The sequence below is a fragment of the Chryseobacterium sp. D764 genome (genome assembly GCF_019317325.1).
Lineage (GTDB): Bacteria > Bacteroidota > Bacteroidia > Flavobacteriales > Weeksellaceae > Chryseobacterium.
This window is the reverse complement of record NZ_CP079219.1, coordinates 1,096,722-1,120,522: the sequence shown is the minus strand read 5'-3', so window position 1 is coordinate 1,120,522 and position 23,801 is coordinate 1,096,722. Positions and strand designations below refer to the sequence as shown.

Below are 23,801 nucleotides of genomic sequence, written 5' to 3'. Positions count from 1 at the left end.
GAAAAATACGAACAATAAACCGGCCAAATTGGATAGAGGATAGAGTTGGAAGATGGAAGAAGGGAGATGGAAGTTACTTTTGGTTGTTTGAAGACAAGTAGTTACTTCAATAAAAAATTATTAAACTTTTTATATTGATCCAAATGAACTTTGAGTATTACTTTTATCTCAGGAACTTCGATCTTCCAGCTCCCTTCTTTTACATTATATTTCTCACAGCTATTTTTACCGGATGATACAGCAATAAACAGATGGCCGTAATTAATGCGAGCCAGAAAAGTCCCGTGAAAATTTCCATATTGGAAAGGAGAATAGACTGAGCTGTTATTTTGGCTTTAAAAGCACCGGCTGTCATTGATAAAGAATCATTAACTGACAGTTTTGAAATATTAGCACCGAAAAGCTGATTCCACTGACTGTAAAAAATGGGATTGGTGTCTGTAAAATTAGAACTAATTGTATCAGAATGTTTTAAGGTTAAAAAAAGCATCAGATTCTGCATTAGTGCATAACCAATAGCTGTTGTCCAGAAACGGGTTGTGGTTCCTAAAGCTGTAGCATTGGGCACATATTCTTCCGGAGTTCCTGAAATCAAAAAGAAAACTAGCGGCGTAAATAATAATCCCTGAGCAACGCCCTGTAGAAATAAAGGCGGACAAATCGTAGAAAGGGCAGTGTCAGGATAAAAAGTATAGGTAAACCATGCACAGTCTATTGCAAGTAACAGAAATCCGGTAAAGAAAACAATTCTTGAGGAAACTCCACGCACCAGGCAGATTCCTGATAATACTATACCCAGAAGAGTTCCTGCAACATTCCAGTACTGGATGTTTACAATATAATCCCAGGGCCATTTCCATACCGTAGCCATGATGCTGTAGACATTATTCAGCCCTGATCGGATCAGGTAAAAAATGAAGAACAGAATCATTCCTGCAATCACATTTTTTGAACTGAAAACTTCAAAATGAAATAATGGTCTCTTGGAATTTCTTTGTTTAAGCATAAATAATCCTCCCGAAAGCAGGAATATAAATAAACACATGATAATGGTATCAGACTCGAGCCACATCAGTCTTTTACCATAAATAATAGCATAACCGCCAGCCTGCAGGCATACCCAAAGTAAAAACCAGCTGGTAATATCCAATTGGTACAAAGGTTTTTTAGGAAAGAATCTGTTTCTGTTGAATAAAGCAATGCCAATGATCAGTACAAATACATGGAAATAGACCATCATCAGGATCATATGCTGAAAATCGTAGTTCTCAATGCTTGATTTCAACAGGGAAGTGGTTATTGTACCCCCGGTGAGCATAATAGTATACATGAAAAGGTAGGCTAAGACTTTGGCGTGTTTCGTTTTTAATTCAGCAATAATCAAAGGAAGGAAAATAGCCCCTTCCAACAGCCCGAAAATTCCTTCTAAAAACCGGATCACCAAAATAACATGATAATCGTGAGTTACCGATAAAATGTAAAGTATAATAACAGAAATAGAGGCCATCAGCAGGACATAATATTTGACGCTGAAATAAGCCATAAACCGCTGTAAAACTAAAAGGGTAACCACAAATGTCCCATACATCAAAATCATTAAATACTGAATGTCATCTGAATCAACATCCATAAAAGAAGAGGTGAAGGCGCTGTTTGAATGTAAAAGCGACAACAACATCAGGTGGGGAAACAATGCCAATATAAGAAGCGGCAGTTTCAGCCATTGTGGTACCCATTTATGATAAACTGTATTGTGTTGCATAATTTTTTGAAAGCATTAAAAGATAAATGCTGAAAAGGCAGATAAGTAAACTCACAGCCTGAGTTTAAAATGCGAAAAGACAAAAAAGCAAGGTGTAAAAGTAAAAGGTAAAATGGCAAATATGCTTAAGAAAAAATTTGCAGATTCGCTATTTTGCAGTCTTGTCTTTTCGCTAAAAAAATAATTTAATCGTAAAGTATGAAATGTATTGATTTGAAGTGATTTTCAATTGAATAACTTTGTACTCTAGTACTTCAATTCACTCCCGCACTCAAACTTATATCTTCTTCGCGCTCACCAGAACATTCATTCCGGAAAGCAGTTTTTCGTTGTCTTTATTATTATCAAGAATAATTTTTACAGGAAATCTCTGTTCAATTTTTACAAAGTTTCCGGTTGCGTTATCAGGTTTTACTAAAGAAAACTGTGATCCTGATGCTGGAGAAACGGAAAGTATTTTTCCTTTAAATTCTACGTCGGGATAAGCATCTGCAGTAATAATGACTTCCTGGTTCTGATCAATCTGTCCAAGTTGTGTTTCTTTGTAATTGGCAATGATCCATTTTTCTTTGCTGACCATCTGTACCAAAGCCTGACCTTCTTTAATCAATTGTCCTTCCTGAATAGTCTTTTTTCCAACCCAACCATCATAGGGAGCCGTAATTACAGTATAAGAAAGATAGAGTTTGGCATTATTCAGACTTGCAGAACTCTGCTGAATCTGGCTTTTAACAGGGGCAACCTTGGTCTGCTGTTCACTGGCTCCGGCTCTTACTGCATTTTTTTGCTGTTCCAATGCCAGAAGATTGGCTTTTGACTGTTCATATGAAGCCTTTACATTTTCAAATTCCTGTTCGGTAGCGGCATCTTCTGACAGCAGGTTTTTATATCTTTTAAAATCCTGTTCTGTTCTCCAGATATCAATTCTTGCAGAAGCAATTTTAGCATCAATGATCTTTGTATCGCTTTCTTTAGTATTGACACCGCTTTCAATAGTGCTGATGGTAGCTGTATTGGCGTGGAGATTGGCTTCTGCTATTTGTACCTGATTCACAAACTCTCTGTTGTCTATGATAATCAAAGTATCACCTTTGTGTACAAACTGATTTTCATTAAACTGTATTGCTTTGATAAATCCGGAAACCTTGCTGGATACAGGAGTGATATATTGTTCGATCTGTGCATCGTTGGTAGTGACATTCTTTCTTGAAAAAAGATAAAAACTGACCATTCCTGTAATTCCGCTGATAATCAGGATCCAGGCCAGTAAAGTAATGGACTTGTTGATTCTTTTTTCCTTTTGTGTCAGTTGTTTCTGTGCCATAGTTTTTATAAGTTTCCAATCGTATATTGGAGTTGGTAATATTTAAGTTGTCGGTTTATTTTTACGGAAATAAGGTTAGATTCTGCCTCCAGATAAGTATTGTCGGCATCAATCAATTCAGTGATAAGACTTAGTTTGTTCGCATATTTTGTTCTTACAATGCGATAGTTTTCTTTAGCCTGGTCAATCGCTTCTTCAGCAATTTTCACTTTCTGGTCTGTTTCTTCAAACTTTTTGTAGGCTTCGTAGACACTGTGTCTTATTTTCTCTTCATTTTCTGCTATCTGAAGCTTGGCAAGGTCTATATTTTCCCGTGCTTCCTGCATTTTGTATTTATTTTTATACAGATTTTCGATAGGATAGATAAGATTCACACCCATCATTCCCAGACGGTATGCATACGGTTCGGGAGGAAAAAACATCATATTCGGATACTTTAAAAAATATTCTCCGCCTGCTGTAATTTTAGGTAAGTAATTCGCTTTGGTGATTTTTTGATCCAATTCCTTCAGTGAAAGATTTTTGTGAGTGATTTCAACGGATTCATTTTTATTTAAAGCTGTTTCAGTCAAATCATCAATATAAGGAATCGCAGCATTCTCCGAAATAAGATCTTCCGTATTCACATGCATTTCCTGAATTTCCGGAAGAGAAAGAATAGTTTTCAGTTTGTGCTCTGCAATCTGAATATCGTTATCCAGTTCTGTCCAGCTCATTTTATGATTGGAAAGCTGTAATGAAGTTCTCAATACTTCATTCACTGTTACGACTCCGTTGGCTTTAAGAGCTTTTACCTGTTTAATGTTAACAGAATCTTCTTTCATCTTATCATTAATGAGACTTTGTTGTTCTTTTAAATGATGGATCTGCAGAAAAGCTGTGATGATTTCCATGGTAAGCTGTCTCTCATCCAAATGCGTTCTTAAAGCAGATATTTCAGTGTCAATAGCCGCTTTTTTTTCTGTATTTTTTATTTTGCCGCCCATGTACACAGGAATTGATGCAGATAATGTAAAATCATACATCCCATTGATCGCATCATACCTTGTCGCTTTGTTAAATACGCCATTTTGATGCTGATACAAATTGGTTACCTGAGTATAGCTGGTATGAAATTCAATGTCCGGAAGCTTTTCCATTTTGAGATCTTTCTCTTTGGTAGCGGACATTTCCTGTTTTAGATGACTTATCTGTATGTTTTTGTTGTTTTTCAGACCAATCTCTACAGCTTGTTGTAAGCCGAGATGCTGATAATCTATCATCTGTGAATGTAAAAAGCTGCTCAATAATAAGCACAACGCCATGCACAGATATCGGCATGCGTTAAATATGATATTCATAAATTAATTAAAGGATTTTTGCTAAAAATGATTTTGATGCAGCAAAGTTACGACGACAAGAGTAGGACCTGATTTGTGAAAACAGAAAAAGATTTGCTCATTTACGCCAATTTGAAAAATCTTCTTATCTTTATTTCATGAATGACAGTCATTTTAAAGCCGTAGAAGAGGATGATGCCGAATTTTACATCTATCATGTCCTTACAGGTAATGTAACAACAGAGATTCATTATCACAGCTCTGCACAATTAGTATATGCAGAAGGAGGTATTGTGCATGTTTTTACAGATCAGAAGCATTGGTATCTTCCTGCAAGGTGCTTTATGTGGATTCCTGCCGGAACACCACACTACATTTTTTCTACCAGTCCGAAAGTTGATTTATATAATTTTTATTTTAAGAAGGAAGAAAGCGAAAATGGCTTTTTTGATGAAATTAATATTTACTCTGTTAATAATCTACTTCGGGAGATGATTTTATATACTAAAGAATGGGATGGGAAAATCACAAAAAATGATCATTCTAAATATTTTTTTCTCAAAGCCCTTAAAGGAGTTTTACACGAGAAAAAGCACAGACACCTTGCATTTCCCATACAGCATCCCTTTCCTAAGGATGAAACACTATTAAAGATTGCAAGATATATTCATGCGAACCTTGAAAAACCCCTTACTATAGAATCTACGGCCAAAGAATTCGGAATGAGTACCAGAACCCTTTCGAGGAAATTTAAAGAGATTCTAGGCATGAATTACGTCCGTTTTCTACGGGCATTACGAATTACCCGTTCCCTTGAACTAATGCTGGAAGGAAAATACAATATGTACGAAATAGCAATGATGGTAGGATACAATAGCCTGTCGTCTTTCAGTAATATTTTCAAAAAAGTAATCGGTATTGCTCCTACGGAATATCAGCAGAAACTGAGAGGGGATAAGTAGTGAGTGGAAGTGTTTGATAGAGTAGTAATAGCTTTTTTGTTATGAGATTTATCGGGAGGAAATTCTATTCTCTGGAGAGGTGGATTTTTGCAACGCAAGAAGATGGGGTAATTCAATAAAAAAACCACTTCAAATAATTGAAGTGGTTGATATTGCGAGAAAATCTCAGTTGCTTAAAATTAAGCTTCTTCAGATTTAACTTCTTCTTTTTTAGCAGCAGGAGCAGCTACAACTGGAGCGTCAGATACGATATCGAATTCGAAATTGTACTCAACGTTTCTGTGTAATCTGATGTTTGCCGTTACTTTACCAGTTCTCTTAATAGTGTTCCCTGGAATTTTGATATATTTCTTCTCTACAGAAACTCCAGCTTTAGCAAGAGCTGCAGAAAGATCTGCATTGTTGATAGATCCGAATAATTTGTCACCAGAACCTACTTTTGCAGGGATAGTGATAGAAGTTTTCTTTAATTGATCTACTACAGCGTTAGCAGCAGCGATTAATTTAGCTTCTTCTTCTTTTCTAGCTTCTAATGTAGCTTCTAAAGCAGCTTTGTTTTTAGGTGTAGCCAAAAGAGCAATTCCTTGAGGAAGTAAGAAGTTTCTAGCATAACCTGGCTTTACGCTTACTGTATCAAACTCAAGTCCTAAGTTTTCTACGTCTTGTTTTAGGATAATATCCATTGTTGTTGTCCTTTTTAAAGATTTTAGAGTGTTCTAAAATCAAGTTAGAATTAATTATTTATTCAGCAACAAAAGAAGAGACTGCTCTCTTCTTTTATTTATTTTTTTGTCTTATTTCAATAAGTCAGCTACGTAAGGTAGTAAAGAAAGGTGTCTTGCTCTTTTGATAGCAGCAGAAACTTTTCTTTGGTATTTTAAAGAAGTTCCAGTGTATCTTCTTGGTAAGATTTTACCCTGCTCGTTTACAAATTGTAATAAGAAATCAGCATCTTTGTAGTCAACGTGCTTAATTCCGTATTTTTTGAATCTACAATATTTCTTTTCAGATTTTGTATTGATATCAAGCGGAGTAAGGAATTTTACTTCTGATTCTCCTCCAGCTGAGGCTTGTTTAGCCATTTCATCTATTGCCATGTCTTGTCTTTTTTTAAAAAATAGGGTTAATAATTAAGCTTTAGCTGCTTTTACTTTAGTTCTTCTAGTTACAGCATACTCAACAGCATGTTTGTCAAGTTTCGTAGTAAGGTAACGGATTACTCTTTCGTCACGCTTAAATGCTAATTCTAGATCAGCTACTACACTACCTTCTCCTTTGAATTCGATTAGAGTATAGAACCCGTTCTTTTTCAATTGGATAGGATAAGCTAATTTTTTTAATCCCCAGTTTTCTCTAGCAACGATTTCGCAGTTCTTTTCTTTGATAAGATCTACATACTTGTTCACTGCTTCCTCTACCTGTGACTCAGATAGAACGGGAGTTAAAATGAAAACAGTTTCGTAATTGTTCATAATGTTAAATGAATTTGTTAATTATTTCGAGGTGCAAAAGTAGAGAATATATTTCTTATATGCAAGAGGATTCATGAAATAGTTGCGTGTTGATGGTTTATAGTTTCAAGTTTAATATTGGGGATATTCTTAATGGAAAGCTATTTTCAATACAATACTTTTCCAAACGATCAACTTTCAACGGACAATTTCTGACTAATCTTTTTGTCTTAACTCTGTCAGAAAATTGACCTTCAATACATCATACAGCGAATGTCTGCTTACTAAAATAGAAGCAATGGAAGAAACCATTCCTGCCAGCATCAGGTGGAAAATCAATGAATGTCTGTCTGTCATTTCCAAAACAATAATTGCTGAAGTAAACGGAGCCCTGGTAATTCCCGTGAGAAAAGCTACCATTCCGGCCAGAACAACAACATTGGTTTCGTTGGGTGTTAAATGAATGGCGCCTGAAATAACAGAGCCTATACTTGCTCCCGCTGTGAGAGCAGGGGCGAAAATTCCTCCTGCACCACCGGAAGTAAAAGAAAGGGCAGGGCCAAGCATTCTTAGAACCGGAACATACCAGTCTTCATGCTTGTCCTTCGTAAAAAGAACACGCTCCATAATTTCTTTCCCGGAGCCCAGAATTTCCCTGTTGATGAAATAAGCGATTGAGGCAATAATCAAAGCACAAATGATCAGAAATATAACATTGGCCTTATCGGTTTTCAGTTTGTTTTTTTTCCAACTGTTGATTTTAAGCATCGCAACAGAAAGCTGACTGGCTAGAATACCCGCAACAGCAGCAACAAGTACAATGGGAAACATAACCATTAAAGAAACATCATTGGTCTTCGGATATCCCAGATATAAATAAGAACCAGCAAGTGTTTGTGCTGTAAGACCGGCAATAATTACTGCAGTAAACAAAGCTGTTTTGAAGTAATTGATATGGGTTTTTGACAGTTCTTCCACAGCGAAAACAATACCTCCCAACGGAGTGTTGAAAGCTGCTGCAAGCCCGGCTGCGGCTCCTGTCATAATCATGTTTTTCTTGGAAATTTTCGGCCACCATTCGGGAAGATATTCGTTGACTTTTCTGAAAACAGAGCCTGCAATCTGAATAGTAGGTCCTTCACGTCCTACCGCACCTCCTCCGATGACCAGAATGACTGAAGACAGGATTTTGAAAAATATAATCTTAATACTCAGAAGGCTTCTGATCTTGCGGTGTTCTTTCGGATTGGCGAGTTCTACCGCAGCCATGACCTGTGGAATACCGCTTCCTTTGGCATTGGGCGCAAATTCTTTCACCAGCCACCAGGAAAGTACAAATCCTATGGGAGCGATGATGAAAATCATCCATGCATGCCAGTCAAAGATAAAATTCATAAGATGTTCACCCCAGGCAAATATCTGTGCATACATGACGGCAAAAAAACCTGTAATAACAGATCCTATCCAAAAAGGAATAGCCTGAAGCAGATTGTACTTCAGCTGTTCGTTCCGGATATTGTCAAAGGAATTTTTGATGGATTTCCGTATCAGGATGAAAATTTTCAGCATTTGTCTGTTTTGAGGGATGAAATTACGGTAAAATTTTGAAAATTATATGTGGTTTAAAAATTTTGAGATGATTTCAGCGTTTCCAATTGTAAGTATTTCCGGTAAACCAAAGCTTAAAATATTGTTTTTCACTTCAAGTTTGAAATTTTCATTCGGAAAAGTTTTTATAGCTGCTTTTCTTTTTGGAGTTAGAAAATTCATGGTTTTAAATTGATCACTTCCTAAAACATAGAAATCTTTAAATTCATGATCTTTAAAATTGATAGTAAAACTGCTGAATATTCCTGCAATCTTATCCATTAATTTCTTTTTATTGATGGAGATATACCCAAAATCTTTCTCCAGTTTTTTGAGTCCCCAAAGTTGAATAGTGTCAAATTTACGACCTAACCGGCCTCCTTTGGATGTCATTCCAACTTTGCTGACGATAAAAAGATAGAAAGAATCACCTGTCGTTCTGTCTTTTACAAAATAACAGATTTGAGGGATGAATATGGGATAGAGATCATGAGAACTGAATTGTTCATAGGGAGACTCTTTAAGATCAATTACAGAAATTTCATAGACCGCAGAAAGCTGATCGTAGACTTCAGCAATGAGATTTTCATCCTGTTCGGTGAAATCAGAAAATTTAGTCATGTCATACTTTCTGTAATCCAGATCCATTGTTGAATATTATTTAAGTTTAAAAATAACGCTAATAAATCTAACTTCCAAAAAAGTTATTGTAGATAGAATTGTGTTTAATTTGTTATTGATTTAATAAATTAAATGCCTTTTATTTAAATATTTGTAATTGTTATTTTATGTTGTTTGATCTTTTGATATTTCATTGAGTTTTGGTTAACAAAAACAAAAAAACCTCCGAAAAACGGAGGTTTGTATTTAAAACCGGCAAAAATTACTTTATTGCTGATTGTATATTTACTTATATTTCTGTGTTCAGATCCCAGTTTTCAAGATAGTCGTGAACATGCTTCAGCATCATTCCTCCTAAAGAACCGTCTACCACTCTGTGGTCATAAGAGTGAGACATGAACATTAAGTTTCTGATAGCAATTACATCACCATCAGCTGTTTCAAGAACTGCAGGCTTCTTAACGATAGCTCCGATTGCTAAAATAGCTACCTGAGGCTGAGGAATGATAGGGGTTCCCATAAGGTTTCCGAAACTTCCTACGTTAGAAATAGTATAGGTTGCACCCTGAGTGTCTTCAGGTCTTAATTTCTTGTTTCTTGCTCTGTAAGCCAGATCGTTGATTGCTTTTGCAAGACCTGAAAGTGATAACTGATCAGCATTTTTAATTACAGGAACAATAAGGTTTCCGTCCGGAAGGGCAGTAGCCATACCGATGTTGATGTTTTTCTTTTTGATGATGTTTTCACCATTGATAGAAACATTGATCATTGGGAAATCCTGAATTGCTTTTACTACAGCTTTTACGAAAATCGGCATGAAAGTCAATTTCTCACCTTCGCGCTTTTCAAATACTGCTTTATTTTTATTTCTCCATTTCACAACGTTAGTAACGTCTGTTTCGATGAAAGAAGTAACGTGTGGAGCAATTTGTTTTGCTTTTACCATGTTTTCAGCGATGATCTTTCTCATTCTGTCCATAGGAATGATCTCATCACCTGCGCTTACCGAGATTGTAGCTGCCGGAGCAGATACTGTTGGTTTCGGAGTGGATGCTGCCTGTACAGGAGCCGCCTGCTGAACCGGCTGGTTTCCTCTGTTAGCAACATATGCTAATATATCTTCTTTTGTAATTCTTCCTTCCAAACCGCTTCCTTTGATAGATTTCAGTTCAGTTTCAGAAATATTTTCCTGTTGTGCAATAGATTTTACAAGTGGAGATAAATAAAGATCTCCTGAGAATTCTACGTTTGAAGCAGCTGTTGTTTGTAAAGGCTCTTCAATCGCTTTTAAAGTGTCAGCATCCGGAGTAGCCGCCGGAGTTTCAGTTTTTACTTCTTCTGAAGCTGCGCCTTCTCCTTCAATTTCTAAAATAGCAATGGCTTCACCTACTTTTGCAACTTCATCTTTTTGCTTTAAAATTTTTACGATTTTCCCCGAAACTGGTGTCGGAACATCTGAATCTACTTTATCTGTTGCAATTTCTACTACGGAGTCATCCTCCTTTACGTTATCACCTTCATTGAATAACCAAGTGATAATTGTCGCTTCCATAACACCTTCTCCCATGGAAGGAAGCAATAATTTGTATTCTGCCATTTTTGATTTTTAGATTTTGACAAATATATAAAAAAAATCGGTTTTTTTATGAAATATATAATCTTAGCTGAATTCAATATAAATATTTTCGCCCACATTCAATCCAAACAGGCTTTTAGCACCGTTTTTCTTACTTCCTTTATAGATGGTAAGCTCCAATAATTGACTATCATTGAAAATAGCAGCAGACTGCCCATGGAATTCTGTTTCCCTTTCCCAGTCTGAAACAACCTCCGTATGGCTGGAAAATATCCTTGAAAGGCTTAAATTTCTGAATTTTATGGTAAAACTATCGTAGCCTTTGCTGATATTTTCAAAAAAGTCTTTGTTGATATTTGAGATTATATTTCCGAAATTATCAATATAAGTTACTTCGCCGATAATCATGCCTTCCGATTCATTATAAACTGCTCTTGGGAACATCAGTTGTTTGGCTGTACTTATTTTTCGCCCTATTACTTCAGGGAGTCCGCCATTGGCAAGATGTACCGCTGCAGGAACAAAAATATCTGTAGAAGTAAAGTTGATGATGTCATCAAAACGGTTGTTCAGCGTAAGTTCATAGATTGCTTCCGGTTTAATATCAAAAAAGATAAGGCTTAAAAGACCGTTATCTGCCGCTAAAAAGTAAGATCCATCGGCTTTGTAAATGATATTCTTTCTTGATCTGTTGTGAAAACTGTCTACGGAAATGATGTGAATGCTTCCTTTAGGAAAATATTTATAAGCATTTCTTACAATATACGAAGTCTGTATAAGGTTGAATGCCTGGATATCGTGGGTTATATCAATAATATTAACCTCAGGGTTTAGAGACAGAATTTTGCCTTTCACAGCGGCAACTCTGTAATCTAAATTTCCGAAATCCGAAGTAAGGGTAATAATTGACATGAGCAATTTCTAGAATAATGTAGTATTGCAAAGTTATTTAAAATAAAAAGAAAGCCCGAAAGATTGTTGAAAAGAATTTGATATAAATTTGAAAAAAAGCTTTAATTTTAAAATCTAAAAATAAAAATACTGCATGTTTGAATTAACATATGATTTGGAAGATATCGATGCGAAAATCTTCTATGGAGTTAATAACCAATATTTCAACTTAATAAAATCAAGCTTTCCAACCATTAAAATTACAGGAAGAGATCATGTCATCTTTGCCATGGGAAATAAGGAAGCTTTAGATATACTGAAACAAAAACTGAATGATATTGTCAGTTTTATCTCCAAAAACAACTCAATAGGCCTGAAAGACGTTGAAAATATACTAAATATTAAAGACGAAAATGAGAAACAACTGGTTTTTGATCAGGATATTATCGTAAAAGGAGTCAATGGAAAAGTTATTAAGGCTAAAACAACCAATCTTAAAAAATTGGTAAAGGAGACGGAGAAAAAGGATATGGTCTTCGCCATTGGTCCTGCTGGAACTGGAAAAACATATACCAGTGTAGCATTGGCCGCAAGAGCTTTAAGAGATAAAGAAGTGAAAAGAATCATTCTGACAAGACCGGCTGTAGAAGCGGGAGAAAGTCTGGGATTCCTTCCCGGTGACCTTAAAGAGAAGCTGGATCCATATTTGCAGCCTTTGTACGATGCACTTCGTGATATGATTCCCCATGAGAAACTGGAAGGTTTTATGGAGAAAAAAGTAATTGAAGTAGCTCCTTTGGCTTTCATGAGAGGACGTACCCTTGATGATGCTTTTGTGATTCTTGATGAAGCGCAGAATACAACTCATGCACAGATGAAAATGTTCCTTACCAGAATGGGTATGAATGCTAAATTCATTATCACAGGAGATCCGAGCCAGATTGACCTTCCGAAAAACCAGCAGTCCGGGCTGAAAGAAGCTATGAGGATTTTAAACGGAGTGAAGGAGATCGGGTTTGTGCATCTTACAGAAGAGGATGTGGTAAGACATCCGGTGGTAAGAAAGATTATTCTTGCTTATAATGATGAGGACAAAAGACTAAGAAACGACTAGTTAAGAATAGGTGAAAGTTTCCGTTAACCTTTTATTAACCTTAAATTGGTTAGTTAAAATTTGTTAATTTGAAAAAAATAATTAGTTTTGCAGACCTTGAATGTAAAAACTAATTAAACATGAAAAAACTTTTACTTGTTGCAGCAGTCGCTGTTATGGGAATTTCTGCAAACGCTCAGGAATTTCGATTTGGTCCTAAAGCTGGTTTCGCAATGTCAACTATTAAACTAGATGATAAGCAAGATGATCTTGACGGAAGAAAAATGTCTCCTAAATATACTTTCTATATCGGTGGAATGGCTGAGTACAAATTCAATGATAACTTTGCTGTTCAGGGAGAGGTTTTATACTCACCACTTGGAGCTAAAGAAAAAATTGACGGAGTAAATGCTGGAGGAATGTATTTTGGGGAGTCAACTAAGATTACTTTTGGAACTCTTTTGGTGCCTGTTTCTGCAAAATACTTTATTACTGAAGGTTTTTCTGTAGCAGCAGGTGTTAACGTAGGAATTATTCTTACGGCTAAACAAAAAACTGTAATTGGCTCAGATTTCCTTGATGTAGAAGTGGAAGGAGATACTGGTGATGTGGATATTAAAAAAGATATCAAATCTTTAAACCTTGCTCCTTTCTTAGGAGTTGAATATATGCTGGAGAACGGACTTTTCTTTGATGCAAGATACAGCTTAGGTGTATCCAACCTATCTAACGATAATAGTGGAGGTACTGTAAAGAACAGCTTTGCTCAGGTGGGTGTAGGTTTCAAATTCGGAGGAAACTAATTCTGAAAATCTTATTTAGAAATAATAAAAAGCAGGACAAAAATTGTTCTGCTTTTCTCGTTGTAGAGCGGTTGTATCCTTATGATGAAAATAATTAGTACTTTTGCAGAATAATTCAAAGCTACTAAAAAAATGAAAAAACTATTATTACTAGGTGCTTTTGCACTTTTAGGAGGTGCTGCTCAAGCGCAGGAAGGTTTTAAAATTGGTGGACATATTGGGGTTCCTGTGTCTGATGCAAGTGATGTATCTTCATTTACATTAGGAGTGGATGCTGCTTATATGTGGAATATTGCTAAAGGTCTTGACCTTGGGGTAACAACAGGATATTCTCATTTCTTCGGAAAAGATCACTTTGATGATTTCGGATTTATTCCTGTAGCTGTTTCCGGTAAATACAGATTCTCTGGAGCTCCTATCTTTGTAGGATTAGACCTGGGATATGGTATCTCTACAAAAGATGGAGTGGATGGTGGTTTCTATGCACAGCCTAAATTTGGATATCAAATGTCTAAAGGAGAGTTGTACATCGGATATCAGTCAATCAGTAACAGACGTGACTATGGTTGGTACAGAGATAGCTGGAATGTAGGAGCTGTTAACATTGGTTATAATTTCTTTTTGAAATAAGAAAGCAATTGCATATTAAAAACTCCGGCCGAAGGCCGGAGTTTTTTTGATATAATATAAGCAGACTTACAGACCTTTTATCAGAAATTTTTGAAATAATGGCCCTACAGCGATTAGGAAAGATAAAAACAACTTCATATTATAAACAAATGTTTAATTTTTAAGAGTTAATAACTTAAAAGTTAATATTTTAGGTTAACTTATTTTGGCATTTTTCCAGAATTCATGGGGTTTTAGAAAAAAAACGAAAATTTAAAAAAGTAAACATATTCACCTCTCGTTAGTAAAATGGAGTTTTTTTATTCATAATATTGTGAAAAACTCAATAACTTCTCTTAACTATGATTTATTTTTACAATACTCTAAAATTTAACAATGATATTAATCACATTAACAAATTTTAATATTAATGAGGACCACTGTAAATTTGCCCTCAGAAAGTATTAAAATTTTTTAAAATGAAAAAAATATTATTAGCGGGTGCTGTTGCACTTTTTGGTTTATCAAACGCTCAAATTGCTAAAGGAACTACATATTTATCAGGATCTGTTGGTTATTCTCAAGAAGAATCTAACAACGGAAACATTAAAAAAGAAAACTTCAACGTATTACCTACAGTTGGATATTTCGTAAACACTAACTTAGCAGTTGGATTAGGAATTGGTTACCAAACTGAAAAGAACACTGTAACTAATACAGCAACTTTAGGAAACACTACAATTGTAAACGAAAGCATCGTTAAAACTCCAGCTTTTGTTGTTGCTCCATTCGTAAGAAAATACTGGACTTTATCTGACAAGTTATATTTCTTCGGACAATTAGCAGTGCCAATGCAGTTTGGAAAAACTGAAACTGAAACTAACTCTGTAGCTACTTCTGGAAATTCAGTTGTTACAAACTCTACTTCTACTGAAGCTAAATACACTAAAATCGGTGTTACTGTGAAGCCAGGTTTAGATTATTTCTTAAACAAGAACTGGTCTATCGAAGCTACTATCGGTGAGTTCGGTTATAGCAACTACAAGCCAAAAGATGGTGATGCTACAAACAACTATAACTTCGGATTGAATTTATCTTCTGTAACTTTCGGAGTTAAATATGTATTTGCAAAATAATAAACAAAGCATATAGCAAGAAAGCCCTGAGAAATTCTTAGGGCTTTTTTTTATAAAACTAATATAATAATCATGAAAAAAATCGTATTGATGGGCGCTGTTGCGCTTTTTGGTTTATCAAACGCACAGATTGCTAAAGGAACTGCTTATCTTTCAGGACAGGTAGGGTTTTATCACAAGGAAACCAATGAATTTGGTGGGAACAGAAAGGACAATGTAATCAGGATTCTTCCTACAGCAGGTTATTTCGTTAATACAAATTTAGCGGTGGGACTAGGAGTAGGATACAAAAGTGCTGTTACCAAATACAAAGTAAATGCAAGTGAATTCAGTAATCCGGTTGAAATAAAAAATACGGATAACGCATTTGTGGTAGCTCCATTCATAAGAAAATACTGGACTTTATCTGATAAATTATACATTTTCGGACAATTGCAGGTTCCATTGGAGTTTGGCAAGGAAGAGTTGGATTTTAACAGTGATGGTAATGGTGGAGATCCTATACTTTCCGCTCCGTTTATGCAAAAAAATAACTATACTAACATTGGAGTGAATATTAAGCCGGGTCTGGATTATTTCATAACGAAGAACTGGTCAATTGAAGCAACAATAGGAGAGTTCGGGTACAATACTTACAAAAGAGATATTGACGGTGCCAAAAGAGCTGATGACTACAAATTTGGGATCAGTTTAACTTCCGTGACTTTTGGAGTTAAATATGTATTTGCAAAATAATAAATAAAATAGATGAATTAGTCCTGAGATTGCTATCTTAGGACTTCTTTACTATAAAACTATTTAATAATCATGAAAAAAATCTTATTAGCGTCTGCAATCGCTTTATTTGCAGGTTTAAATGCGCAAACCACATTCGGGTTAAAAGCAGGATATGCTTTATCAAAATTGAATACTAATGAAGGTGATTTTGAATTTGGTGGAATTGAAGGCGGCATGAAATCTAAATCCGGATTTTATGTTGGAGGTTTGGTTGAACACAAATTCAATAACAAATTTGCTATTCAGGGAGAGCTTGAATATGCTAATCTTGGAGGAAAAGCAGAAGTTTCATTGCCAGGTATTACAGTAACTGAAAAGATGAACCTTAACAGAATTGTAATTCCTGTGTCTGCAAGATATTATGTAACTCCGGAACTAGGTATTTATGCAGGTCCGTATGTGAGTTTTAAGACCAATAACAAGGTGAAATTTGAGATGAGCGGTCCGAATGCAGGAATGGTAGATCCTTCAGGAATCCGAGAAGGAGAGCGTTATGTAGAAAGGTATCTGAATGATACATTGAAATCCACAGATTTTGGTATTTTCTTAGGAGCTGATTACAACATCCATAAAGGATTATTTGTAGATGCACGCTATAGCTTTGGTCTTACCAATATGATCAAGAACCCTGTAGATGGTGAAACATTAAAAATGAATTTCTTCCAGCTGGGGCTAGGGTATAAATTTAAATAAACCCATATTCAGATAAAATAAAAACTCTCAGAAATTCTGAGAGTTTTTTTATGAATGATTTTGTCTTGTTATTTTCCCATTCCGCCCATTCCCGGCATATTTGGCATCTTGCTCATCATCTGCATCATCTGCTTTCCTTGAGGGCCCTGCATCATCTTCATCATTTTACCCATTTGGTCGAATTGTTTCATCAGTTGATTTACATCTTCGATTTTTCTTCCAGCACCTTTAGCAATTCTTCCTTTTCTCTGAGTATTGATGATAGAAGGTCTTCTTCTTTCCTCAGGAGTCATAGAGTAGATAATCGCTTCAATGTGCTTGAATGCATCATCACTGATTTCTACATCTTTGATCGCTTTTCCAACACCAGGAATCATGCCCATTAAGTCCTTCATGTTACCCATCTTCTTGATCTGATTGATCTGTTTTAGGAAATCATCAAAACCAAACTCGTTTTTAGCGATTTTTTTGTGAAGTTTTTTAGCTTCTTCTTCGTCAAACTGCTCCTGAGCTCTTTCTACCAAGGAAACAACGTCTCCCATTCCCAGGATTCTGTCTGCCATCCTTTCCGGGTAGAAAAGGTCTAAAGCTTCCATTTTTTCTCCTGTAGAAATGAATTTGATTGGTTTTTCAACAACAGAACGAATCGTCAAAGCAGCTCCACCACGGGTGTCACCATCTAATTTAGTTAAAACAACTCCGTCAAAATTCAAAGCATCGTTGAATGCTTTTGCCGTATTCACAGCATCCTGACCTGTCATTGAGTCAACAACGAATAGTGTTTCATCTGGTTTAATGAAGTAATGAACTGACTTAATCTCGTTCATCATCTGTTCATCAATTGCCAAACGACCTGCCGTATCCACGATCACAACATCATGACCGTTTGATTTTGCAAAATTAATTGCGTTTTCAGCAATCGTAGAAGGATTTGTAGAACCTTCTTCTGTGAAAACTGGAACCCCGATTTGTCCACCTAAAACTTTTAGCTGGTCAATCGCAGCAGGACGGTAAACGTCACATGCCACCAATAAAGGTTTTTTATTTCTTTTTGTTTGTAAATAATTAGCAAGCTTTCCTGAGAATGTAGTCTTACCAGAACCCTGAAGACCTGCAATAAGAATTACAGATGGTTTTCCTGAAAGATTGATTCCCTCCTGAGAACCTCCCATAAGGTCTACCAATTCATCATGGACGATTTTCGTCATCAGCTGTCCAGGCGTAAGGGAAGTAAGAACGTTCTCTCCTAATGCTTTATCCTGAACTCTTTTAGTAAGATCTTTTGCAACTTTATAGTTAACGTCGGCATCTACCAATGCTCTACGGATCTCCTTTACGGTTTCCGCTACATTGATTTCAGTAATTTTTCCTCTACCGGAAATATTATGTAATGCCTTGTCTAATTTATCCTGTAAACTATTAAACATATTTATTGTAAATTATAGGTTTGCAAAAATAAGGAATTTTTAGCATATCTAAAGTGTCGGGACATAATATTATATAGATAAGAAAAAATGATATATATCAAATCTTATCATAATACGATAGAAAAAGTCTATTTTTGCGGTCTATTAAAATTTAGAATGAAAATCAATCCCAATATTCTTGTTGTCATTTTATTCTTTCTGACGTTCCTGGTGCATTTTTCTCTTTGGAAATTTGTTTTTCACCTGGATGAAATTGTGATCATTAAGTTTTATGTTTTCTTGAGCGTCATGTTTATGATGATGATTACTCTTATTATCTTAATCAATAGAGTAGCACCGGAATTTTTAGGATTGTCTGTCATTGGTTTGATTCTTTTAAAATTTGGTTTGATGTACTTAATCAGAAAAAAACTGAACTTTGAAGTGATTCCAGGCTATAAATTCCATTTTATCATCCCTTATTTTGTCCTGACAGCACTGCTTACATACTATGCGATCAAGCTGATTAATCATGATAAAAAACAGTAAAATAATTTATTGAAACTAGAAAAAATATCATATTTTTGCACAACGAAAAAAACCTATCAATGTTTAAGAAATTCGCAGTTTTATTCTACAGTATTTTTGTATTAAACTTAGTGTCTGCACAGCACGGTGAGGCTACTGCCGGGGCAGCTCCTGCTCAAGAGCTTTCAGAGAAAGACAAAGTAAGCAAAGAAAACAAAGAGTTCATCGATCATCACTTGTTGGATGCACATGATTTCACATTGATGGTTGATAAAGACGGTCACCACATCGGTTTCCCTCTTCCTGTTATTGTATATGATAATGGTTTTCACTCTTTCATGAGTAATAAAGAAGGGTTTATGCATGGAGAGCCTACTGAAGTAGACGGTTCTTTTTATGTATTGCACCATGAGAAAATCTATAAGACTGATGCAGCTGGAACTATAACTCTTGATGATCACGGTCACCCAACTAACGTAAAACCATTAGATCTTTCAATTACAAAAAGTGTACTGATCATTTTATTAGTATCAATCTTTATGTTAGTGTTGTTCGGTGGTATGGCTAAGTCTTATAAAAAATCAGTGGTTCCTACCGGTGCTGCAAGATTTTTAGAGCCATTAATTATTTTCGTAAGAGATGAAGTTGCTATTCCAAACATCGGACATAAGTATAAGAGATTTATGGGTTATTTATTAACGGTATTCTTCTTTATTCTTTTTCTTAACGTTTTAGGATTAATGCCTTTCGGAATTAATGTTACAGGTAATATTACAATGACATTTTTCCTTGCAATCCTTACTTATTTGATTACAACATTCTCAGCTAACAAAGATTACTGGAAACACATCTTCTGGATGCCGGGAGTACCAGTTCCAATGAAGCTGATCATGCTTCCTATCGAACTATTAGGAACAATCACTAAACCATTCGCTTTGATGATCCGACTTTTTGCAAACATGACTGCAGGTCACATCGTAGTAATGAGTTTGATCGGATTGATCTATGTATTTAAGAATTTTATCGCAGGTGTTGCATTCCCTTTCCTTACATTGGTAATTTATTTACTAGAGGTATTGGTAGCATTCCTACAGGCTTATATCTTTACAATGTTATCAGCTCTGTTTATTGGAATGGCAGTACAAGAGCACGAGCATGAACATCATGCAGCTCACTAATTGAAATTATAAATTAAAGTAAAACAAATTTTTTAAAATTATATATTATGGAAATCCCTAAAATTGTAGGTGCTGGTATCGTAGTACTAGGTGTAGGTATCGGTCTTGGTAAAATCGGAGCTGCTGCTCTTGAAGCTATCGCTAGACAACCTGAGCAATCTGGAAAAATCCAAACAGCTATGCTTATCGCAGCTGCACTTGTAGAAGGTGTTGCGTTTGCTGCTCTATTCGCAGTAAACTAATTGAAATCAGACCATTATCTGTGACGGTTGGTTACAGATAATGGTTCTTTAAAAAAAGTAATAATTATTTATACATTTATATAATGGAATTAATTCATCAGTTTTCGTCAGGATTATTTATTATCCAGTCTGTTATTTTTCTAGCATTATTATTTTTGTTAGGTAAATTCGCTTGGAAACCTATTTTAACGTCTATCAATGACAGAGAAACATCTATTGTTGACGCTCTTAATCAAGCTAAATTAGCTAGAAAAGAAATGGAAACTTTAAAAGAGGATAACGAAAGAATCATTCGTGAAGCTAAAATCGAAAGAGATGCTATCCTTAAAGAAGCTAGAGAAATTAAAGACAGAATCGTAGGGGAAGCTAAAGATGTTGCTAAAACTGAAGGAGACAGAATGATCGAAGCTGCTAAACAGACTATCAATGCTGAGAAAAATGCTGCTATGGCAGACATCAAAACTCAAATTGGTACTTTATCTGTAAACATTGCTGAGTCTATCTTGAAACAAAAATTAGACAACAGCGAAGCTCAAAACGAATTAGTTCAAAATTATTTAAACAAATCAAACCTTAACTAAGAATGCTTACATCTAAAGTAGCTAAAAGATACGCACAAGGTTTACTTGATTTTACAAATGAATCAGGTCAAACGGCTACTGTATTTTCTGAAATGAAAGATGTAGTAAAGATCATGAAAGAGTCTGCGGACTTAAACAAATTCTTCATGACTCCTTATATCGATTCTAAAAAGAAAATAGAAGTAGCAAATGAAATTTTCAAAGGTTTATCTGTCTCTTCTCAAAATCTGATCAGATTGGTGATTAAACACGGACGTGAAACCCAATTGAAAAATATCGCTCAGGAATTCATCAACAAAGTAGAAGACCTTAGCGGTGTACAGAGAGTAACACTTACTACAGCAACTCCGCTTTCAAAAGAGAACCTGGATCAGATTTTAAGATCTACAACTCTTGTAAACGCTGATTCAAACTTTGATCTGAAAGTGAATGTAAAGCCTGAAATTCTTGGAGGATATGTTCTAAGAGTAGGTGATCAGCAGGTAGACGCGTCTGTGAAGACAAAATTGAACCAAGTTAAAAAAGATTTCCAATTAAATTAAGAAAAACAACCATACAATGGCAGAAATAAATCCGGCAGAAGTATCTGCGATCTTAAAACAGCAATTGGCCAACTTCGACACTCAATCAAACGTTGAGGAAGTAGGTACAGTTTTAACCATCGGTGATGGTATTGCTCGTGTATACGGGTTAGAAAACGTACAATACGGAGAGTTGGTGAAATTTTCTAGTGATGTAGAAGGTATTGTACTTAACCTTGAAGAAGACAACGTAGGTGTTGCTTTACTTGGTGAAAGTAAATTAGTAAAAGAAGGTGATACAGTAAGAAGAACAAACAGAATCTCTTCTATTAAAGTAGGAGAAGGTATGTTAGGAAGAGTAGTAGATACTCTTGGTAACCCTATCGATGGTAAAGGTCCTATTACTGGGGATTTATACGAAATGCCATTGGAAAGAAAAGCTCCTGGAGTTATCTTCAGACAGCCGGTAACTGAGCCTTTACAGTCTGGTATCGTTGCAATTGACGCGATGATTCCTGTAGGAAGAGGTCAGAGAGAGCTTATCATTGGTGACAGACAGACAGGTAAAACTACTGTTGCAATTGATACAATCATCAACCAAAGAGAATTTTTTGATGCAGGTAACCCTGTATATTGTATATATGTTGCAATCGGTCAGAAAGCTTCTACTGTTGCACAAATCGTTAAAACTCTTTCTGATAAAGGAGCTTTAGCTTATACTGTAATTGTTGCGGCTAACGCATCAGATCCAGTTCCAATGCAGGTATATTCTGCAATGGCAGGTGCTTCTATTGGTGAGTTCTTCAGAGACACTGGTAGACCAGCACTTATCGTTTATGATGATTTATCTAAACAAGCTGTTGCTTACCGTGAGCTTTCTCTACTATTGAGAAGACCACCGGGCCGTGAAGCTTATCCTGGAGACGTTTTCTATCTTCACTCAAGACTATTGGAAAGAGCGGCAAAAGTAATTGCTGATGATAATATTGCTAAGCAAATGAACGATTTGCCAGAATCTCTTAGACCAATTGTAAAAGGTGGTGGTTCTTTAACGGCACTTCCAATTATTGAAACTCAGGCTGGTGACGTTTCTGCATATATCCCTACCAACGTAATCTCTATTACAGACGGACAGATCTTCTTGGAGTCTGATCTATTCAACTCAGGGGTTCGTCCTGCGATCAACGTAGGTATCTCTGTATCGAGAGTAGGAGGTAATGCTCAGATCAAATCAATGAAAAAAGTTTCTGGTACTCTTAAGTTAGATCAGGCTCAATATAAAGAACTAGAGGCGTTTGCTAAATTCGGTTCAGACCTTGATGCTTCTACTTTGGCAGTTATCTCTAAAGGAGAAAGAAACGTAGAAATCCTTAAGCAGCCGGTAAATGCACCACTTCCTGTAGACAGTCAGGTAGCGATCGTATACGCTGGAACAGAAAACTTAATGAGAAACGTTCCTATCAGAAAAATTAAAGAATTCCAACACGAATATATCGAGTTCCTAAGATCTAAGCACCCTGATACAATGGCTGCTATTAAGGCTGGAAAAATCGATAACGATATTACAAGTGTTCTTAAGCAGGCTGCTAATGATTTAGCTTCTAAATACAACTAAAAAATTCAATGTTTAAGGTTTAAAATATAACGTTTTAAGCCTTAAACTTTAGACCTTAAACTTTGAACCCAAATTAATGGCAAACTTAAAAGAAATACGAGGCAGAATTACGTCAATTTCATCTACGATGCAGATTACCCGTGCTATGAAAATGGTTTCCGCTGCGAAACTTAAAAAAGCACAGGATGCAATTGTAATGCTAAGACCATATTCTGAAAAACTACAGGAACTTATCCAGAATGTAAATTCTAGTTCAGATCCTGATCAGATTTCTGTATATGCTCAGAAAAGAGAGGTTAAAAGAATACTTTTCATCGCTGTTACTTCAAACAGAGGTCTTGCGGGAGCTTTTAACTCTTCAATTGTAAAAGAGCTTAACCTTCAGTTCCAGAACAATTCTCAATATGAGATTGAAGTTCTTCCTGTAGGTAAAAAAGCATTTGATGCTGTAAGAAGAAGCCGTTCAGTATATGCTAATGGAAGTTCTGTTTATGATAATCTGAACTTTGATGCTGTTGCTCATATCACTGAAGGAGTAATGGCAAGCTTCAGAGAAGGTAAATTTGACGAAGTATATGTTATTTATAATAAATTCGTTAATGCAGCAACTCAGGAAGTAACAACAGAACAACTTCTTCCAATCTCAATGCCTGAAAATACAGAATCACAGGTAGAAACAGATTATATCTTTGAACCGAACAGGGCTGAGATTCTGGATAACCTGATTCCTAAGTCTATCAAAACGCAGGTTTTCAAATCAATCCTTGATTCAGTAGCATCTGAGCACGGAGCGAGAATGACAGCAATGCACAAAGCTACAGATAATGCAGAAGCTTTGAGAAATGATCTTAAGATCTTCTACAACAAAGCAAGACAGGCAGCAATTACCAACGAAATCTTGGAAATTGTTTCCGGAGCAGAAGCTTTGAAAAATTCATAAAGAATTATTTTAACATACCATTAAAGCACCGAATTTATCGGTGCTTTTTATTTTTATAAGACTAAAACTGCTATTTACCGTTCAAAAACCGTCTTCTTATATAGAAATGAGAGGATGTATTCAATTATTTTTTTTAATAAAAAATAGCGACATCTTATCGCTTCATATTTTCTTTCAAAAAATCCT

At 35.7% G+C, this 23,801-nt stretch carries 25 protein-coding genes; 14 read left to right on the top strand and 11 right to left on the bottom strand.

Annotated features, from left to right (window positions below; all coding sequences use genetic code 11):
- Positions 1-199 precede the first annotated feature (199 nt).
- From KYG33_RS05020 to KYG33_RS05010, 3 genes are all read right to left on the bottom strand, one after another.
- Complete coding sequence (locus KYG33_RS05020; RefSeq protein ID WP_139348532.1) at positions 200-1,762, bottom strand: MFS transporter; 1,563 nt, start codon at positions 1,760-1,762, stop codon at positions 200-202.
- A gap of 277 nt (positions 1,763-2,039) precedes the next feature.
- Positions 2,040-3,086: an HlyD family secretion protein gene (locus KYG33_RS05015; RefSeq protein WP_219072787.1), complete on the bottom strand. Its 1,047-nt coding sequence runs from the start codon at positions 3,084-3,086 to the stop codon at positions 2,040-2,042.
- 5 nt (positions 3,087-3,091) lie between these two features.
- Positions 3,092-4,426: a TolC family protein gene (locus tag KYG33_RS05010; protein WP_257468932.1), complete on the bottom strand. Its 1,335-nt coding sequence runs from the start codon at positions 4,424-4,426 to the stop codon at positions 3,092-3,094.
- Between the two features lie 137 nt (positions 4,427-4,563).
- Between KYG33_RS05010 and KYG33_RS05005 the strand changes: the two genes are divergently transcribed.
- Entirely contained in the window at positions 4,564-5,367 is an 804-nt protein-coding gene (locus KYG33_RS05005) for a helix-turn-helix domain-containing protein (RefSeq protein WP_077416923.1), read from the top strand.
- Between the two features lie 179 nt (positions 5,368-5,546).
- Here the strand turns inward: KYG33_RS05005 and rplI are convergent, their stop codons facing one another.
- From rplI to KYG33_RS04970, 7 genes are all read right to left on the bottom strand, one after another.
- Entirely contained in the window at positions 5,547-6,050 is a 504-nt protein-coding gene (gene rplI, locus KYG33_RS05000; protein ID WP_077416925.1) for a 50S ribosomal protein L9, read from the bottom strand.
- Between the two features lie 111 nt (positions 6,051-6,161).
- The gene (gene rpsR / locus KYG33_RS04995) at positions 6,162-6,464 is read right to left on the bottom strand and encodes a 30S ribosomal protein S18 (protein ID WP_034706728.1); all 303 of its coding nucleotides are present in this window, start codon (positions 6,462-6,464) and stop codon (positions 6,162-6,164) included.
- A gap of 33 nt (positions 6,465-6,497) precedes the next feature.
- Positions 6,498-6,839, bottom strand: coding sequence for a 30S ribosomal protein S6 (gene rpsF / locus KYG33_RS04990; RefSeq protein WP_077416927.1), 342 nt, complete (start codon positions 6,837-6,839; stop codon positions 6,498-6,500).
- Positions 6,840-7,034: 195 nt separating this feature from the next.
- Entirely contained in the window at positions 7,035-8,387 is a 1,353-nt protein-coding gene (locus KYG33_RS04985) for a chloride channel protein (RefSeq protein WP_219072786.1), read from the bottom strand.
- Positions 8,388-8,429: 42 nt separating this feature from the next.
- A complete protein-coding gene (locus tag KYG33_RS04980; RefSeq protein ID WP_219072785.1) occupies positions 8,430-9,053 on the bottom strand; it encodes a hypothetical protein in 624 nt (207 codons plus the stop codon).
- A gap of 262 nt (positions 9,054-9,315) precedes the next feature.
- Positions 9,316-10,623 (bottom strand): dihydrolipoamide acetyltransferase family protein, encoded by a 1,308-nt coding sequence (locus KYG33_RS04975; RefSeq protein WP_180563867.1) that lies wholly within the window; start codon positions 10,621-10,623, stop codon positions 9,316-9,318.
- A gap of 63 nt (positions 10,624-10,686) precedes the next feature.
- On the bottom strand, positions 10,687-11,514 hold the full coding sequence (locus KYG33_RS04970) for an S-adenosyl-l-methionine hydroxide adenosyltransferase family protein (protein ID WP_077416935.1): 828 nt from the start codon (positions 11,512-11,514) through the stop codon (positions 10,687-10,689).
- Positions 11,515-11,647: 133 nt separating this feature from the next.
- Between KYG33_RS04970 and KYG33_RS04965 the strand changes: the two genes are divergently transcribed.
- The 6 genes from KYG33_RS04965 to KYG33_RS04940 all read left to right on the top strand — a co-directional run bounded on the left by KYG33_RS04965 (position 11,648) and on the right by KYG33_RS04940 (position 16,604).
- Entirely contained in the window at positions 11,648-12,607 is a 960-nt protein-coding gene (locus KYG33_RS04965) for a PhoH family protein (protein WP_077416937.1), read from the top strand.
- Positions 12,608-12,726: 119 nt separating this feature from the next.
- On the top strand, positions 12,727-13,389 hold the full coding sequence (locus KYG33_RS04960) for a porin family protein (RefSeq protein WP_077416938.1): 663 nt from the start codon (positions 12,727-12,729) through the stop codon (positions 13,387-13,389).
- Positions 13,390-13,521: 132 nt separating this feature from the next.
- On the top strand, positions 13,522-14,019 hold the full coding sequence (locus KYG33_RS04955; protein WP_047385284.1) for a hypothetical protein: 498 nt from the start codon (positions 13,522-13,524) through the stop codon (positions 14,017-14,019).
- A 458-nt stretch (positions 14,020-14,477) separates the two neighbouring features.
- Positions 14,478-15,134, top strand: a complete 657-nt coding sequence (locus tag KYG33_RS04950) for an outer membrane beta-barrel protein (RefSeq protein WP_077416940.1) — start codon at positions 14,478-14,480, stop codon at positions 15,132-15,134.
- 72 nt (positions 15,135-15,206) lie between these two features.
- The gene (locus KYG33_RS04945; RefSeq protein ID WP_219072784.1) at positions 15,207-15,869 is read left to right on the top strand and encodes an outer membrane beta-barrel protein; all 663 of its coding nucleotides are present in this window, start codon (positions 15,207-15,209) and stop codon (positions 15,867-15,869) included.
- Between the two features lie 72 nt (positions 15,870-15,941).
- Positions 15,942-16,604, top strand: a complete 663-nt coding sequence (locus KYG33_RS04940) for a porin family protein (protein WP_077416945.1) — start codon at positions 15,942-15,944, stop codon at positions 16,602-16,604.
- Between the two features lie 68 nt (positions 16,605-16,672).
- Here the strand turns inward: KYG33_RS04940 and ffh are convergent, their stop codons facing one another.
- A complete protein-coding gene (ffh, locus tag KYG33_RS04935; protein ID WP_077416947.1) occupies positions 16,673-18,031 on the bottom strand; it encodes a signal recognition particle protein in 1,359 nt (452 codons plus the stop codon).
- A gap of 156 nt (positions 18,032-18,187) precedes the next feature.
- Between ffh and KYG33_RS04930 the strand changes: the two genes are divergently transcribed.
- The 7 genes from KYG33_RS04930 (at position 18,188) to atpG (ending at position 23,615) form a co-directional block, all read left to right on the top strand.
- Positions 18,188-18,559 carry a hypothetical protein gene (locus tag KYG33_RS04930; RefSeq protein ID WP_180563864.1) on the top strand — a complete coding sequence of 124 codons (372 nt, stop codon included), beginning with the start codon at positions 18,188-18,190 and terminating at the stop codon, positions 18,557-18,559.
- Between the two features lie 59 nt (positions 18,560-18,618).
- Positions 18,619-19,716 (top strand): F0F1 ATP synthase subunit A, encoded by a 1,098-nt coding sequence (gene atpB / locus KYG33_RS04925; RefSeq protein WP_077416949.1) that lies wholly within the window; start codon positions 18,619-18,621, stop codon positions 19,714-19,716.
- Positions 19,717-19,763: 47 nt separating this feature from the next.
- Positions 19,764-19,958, top strand: a complete 195-nt coding sequence (gene atpE, locus KYG33_RS04920; protein ID WP_002979108.1) for an ATP synthase F0 subunit C — start codon at positions 19,764-19,766, stop codon at positions 19,956-19,958.
- A gap of 83 nt (positions 19,959-20,041) precedes the next feature.
- Positions 20,042-20,539, top strand: a complete 498-nt coding sequence (locus KYG33_RS04915) for a F0F1 ATP synthase subunit B (RefSeq protein ID WP_077416951.1) — start codon at positions 20,042-20,044, stop codon at positions 20,537-20,539.
- 2 nt (positions 20,540-20,541) lie between these two features.
- On the top strand, positions 20,542-21,081 hold the full coding sequence (atpH, locus tag KYG33_RS04910; RefSeq protein WP_077416953.1) for an ATP synthase F1 subunit delta: 540 nt from the start codon (positions 20,542-20,544) through the stop codon (positions 21,079-21,081).
- 16 nt (positions 21,082-21,097) lie between these two features.
- Positions 21,098-22,675 carry a F0F1 ATP synthase subunit alpha gene (gene atpA / locus KYG33_RS04905; RefSeq protein ID WP_047385277.1) on the top strand — a complete coding sequence of 526 codons (1,578 nt, stop codon included), beginning with the start codon at positions 21,098-21,100 and terminating at the stop codon, positions 22,673-22,675.
- Positions 22,676-22,751: 76 nt separating this feature from the next.
- Complete coding sequence (gene atpG / locus KYG33_RS04900) at positions 22,752-23,615, top strand: ATP synthase F1 subunit gamma (protein WP_077416955.1); 864 nt, start codon at positions 22,752-22,754, stop codon at positions 23,613-23,615.
- The last annotated feature ends 186 nt before the right edge of the window (positions 23,616-23,801 follow it).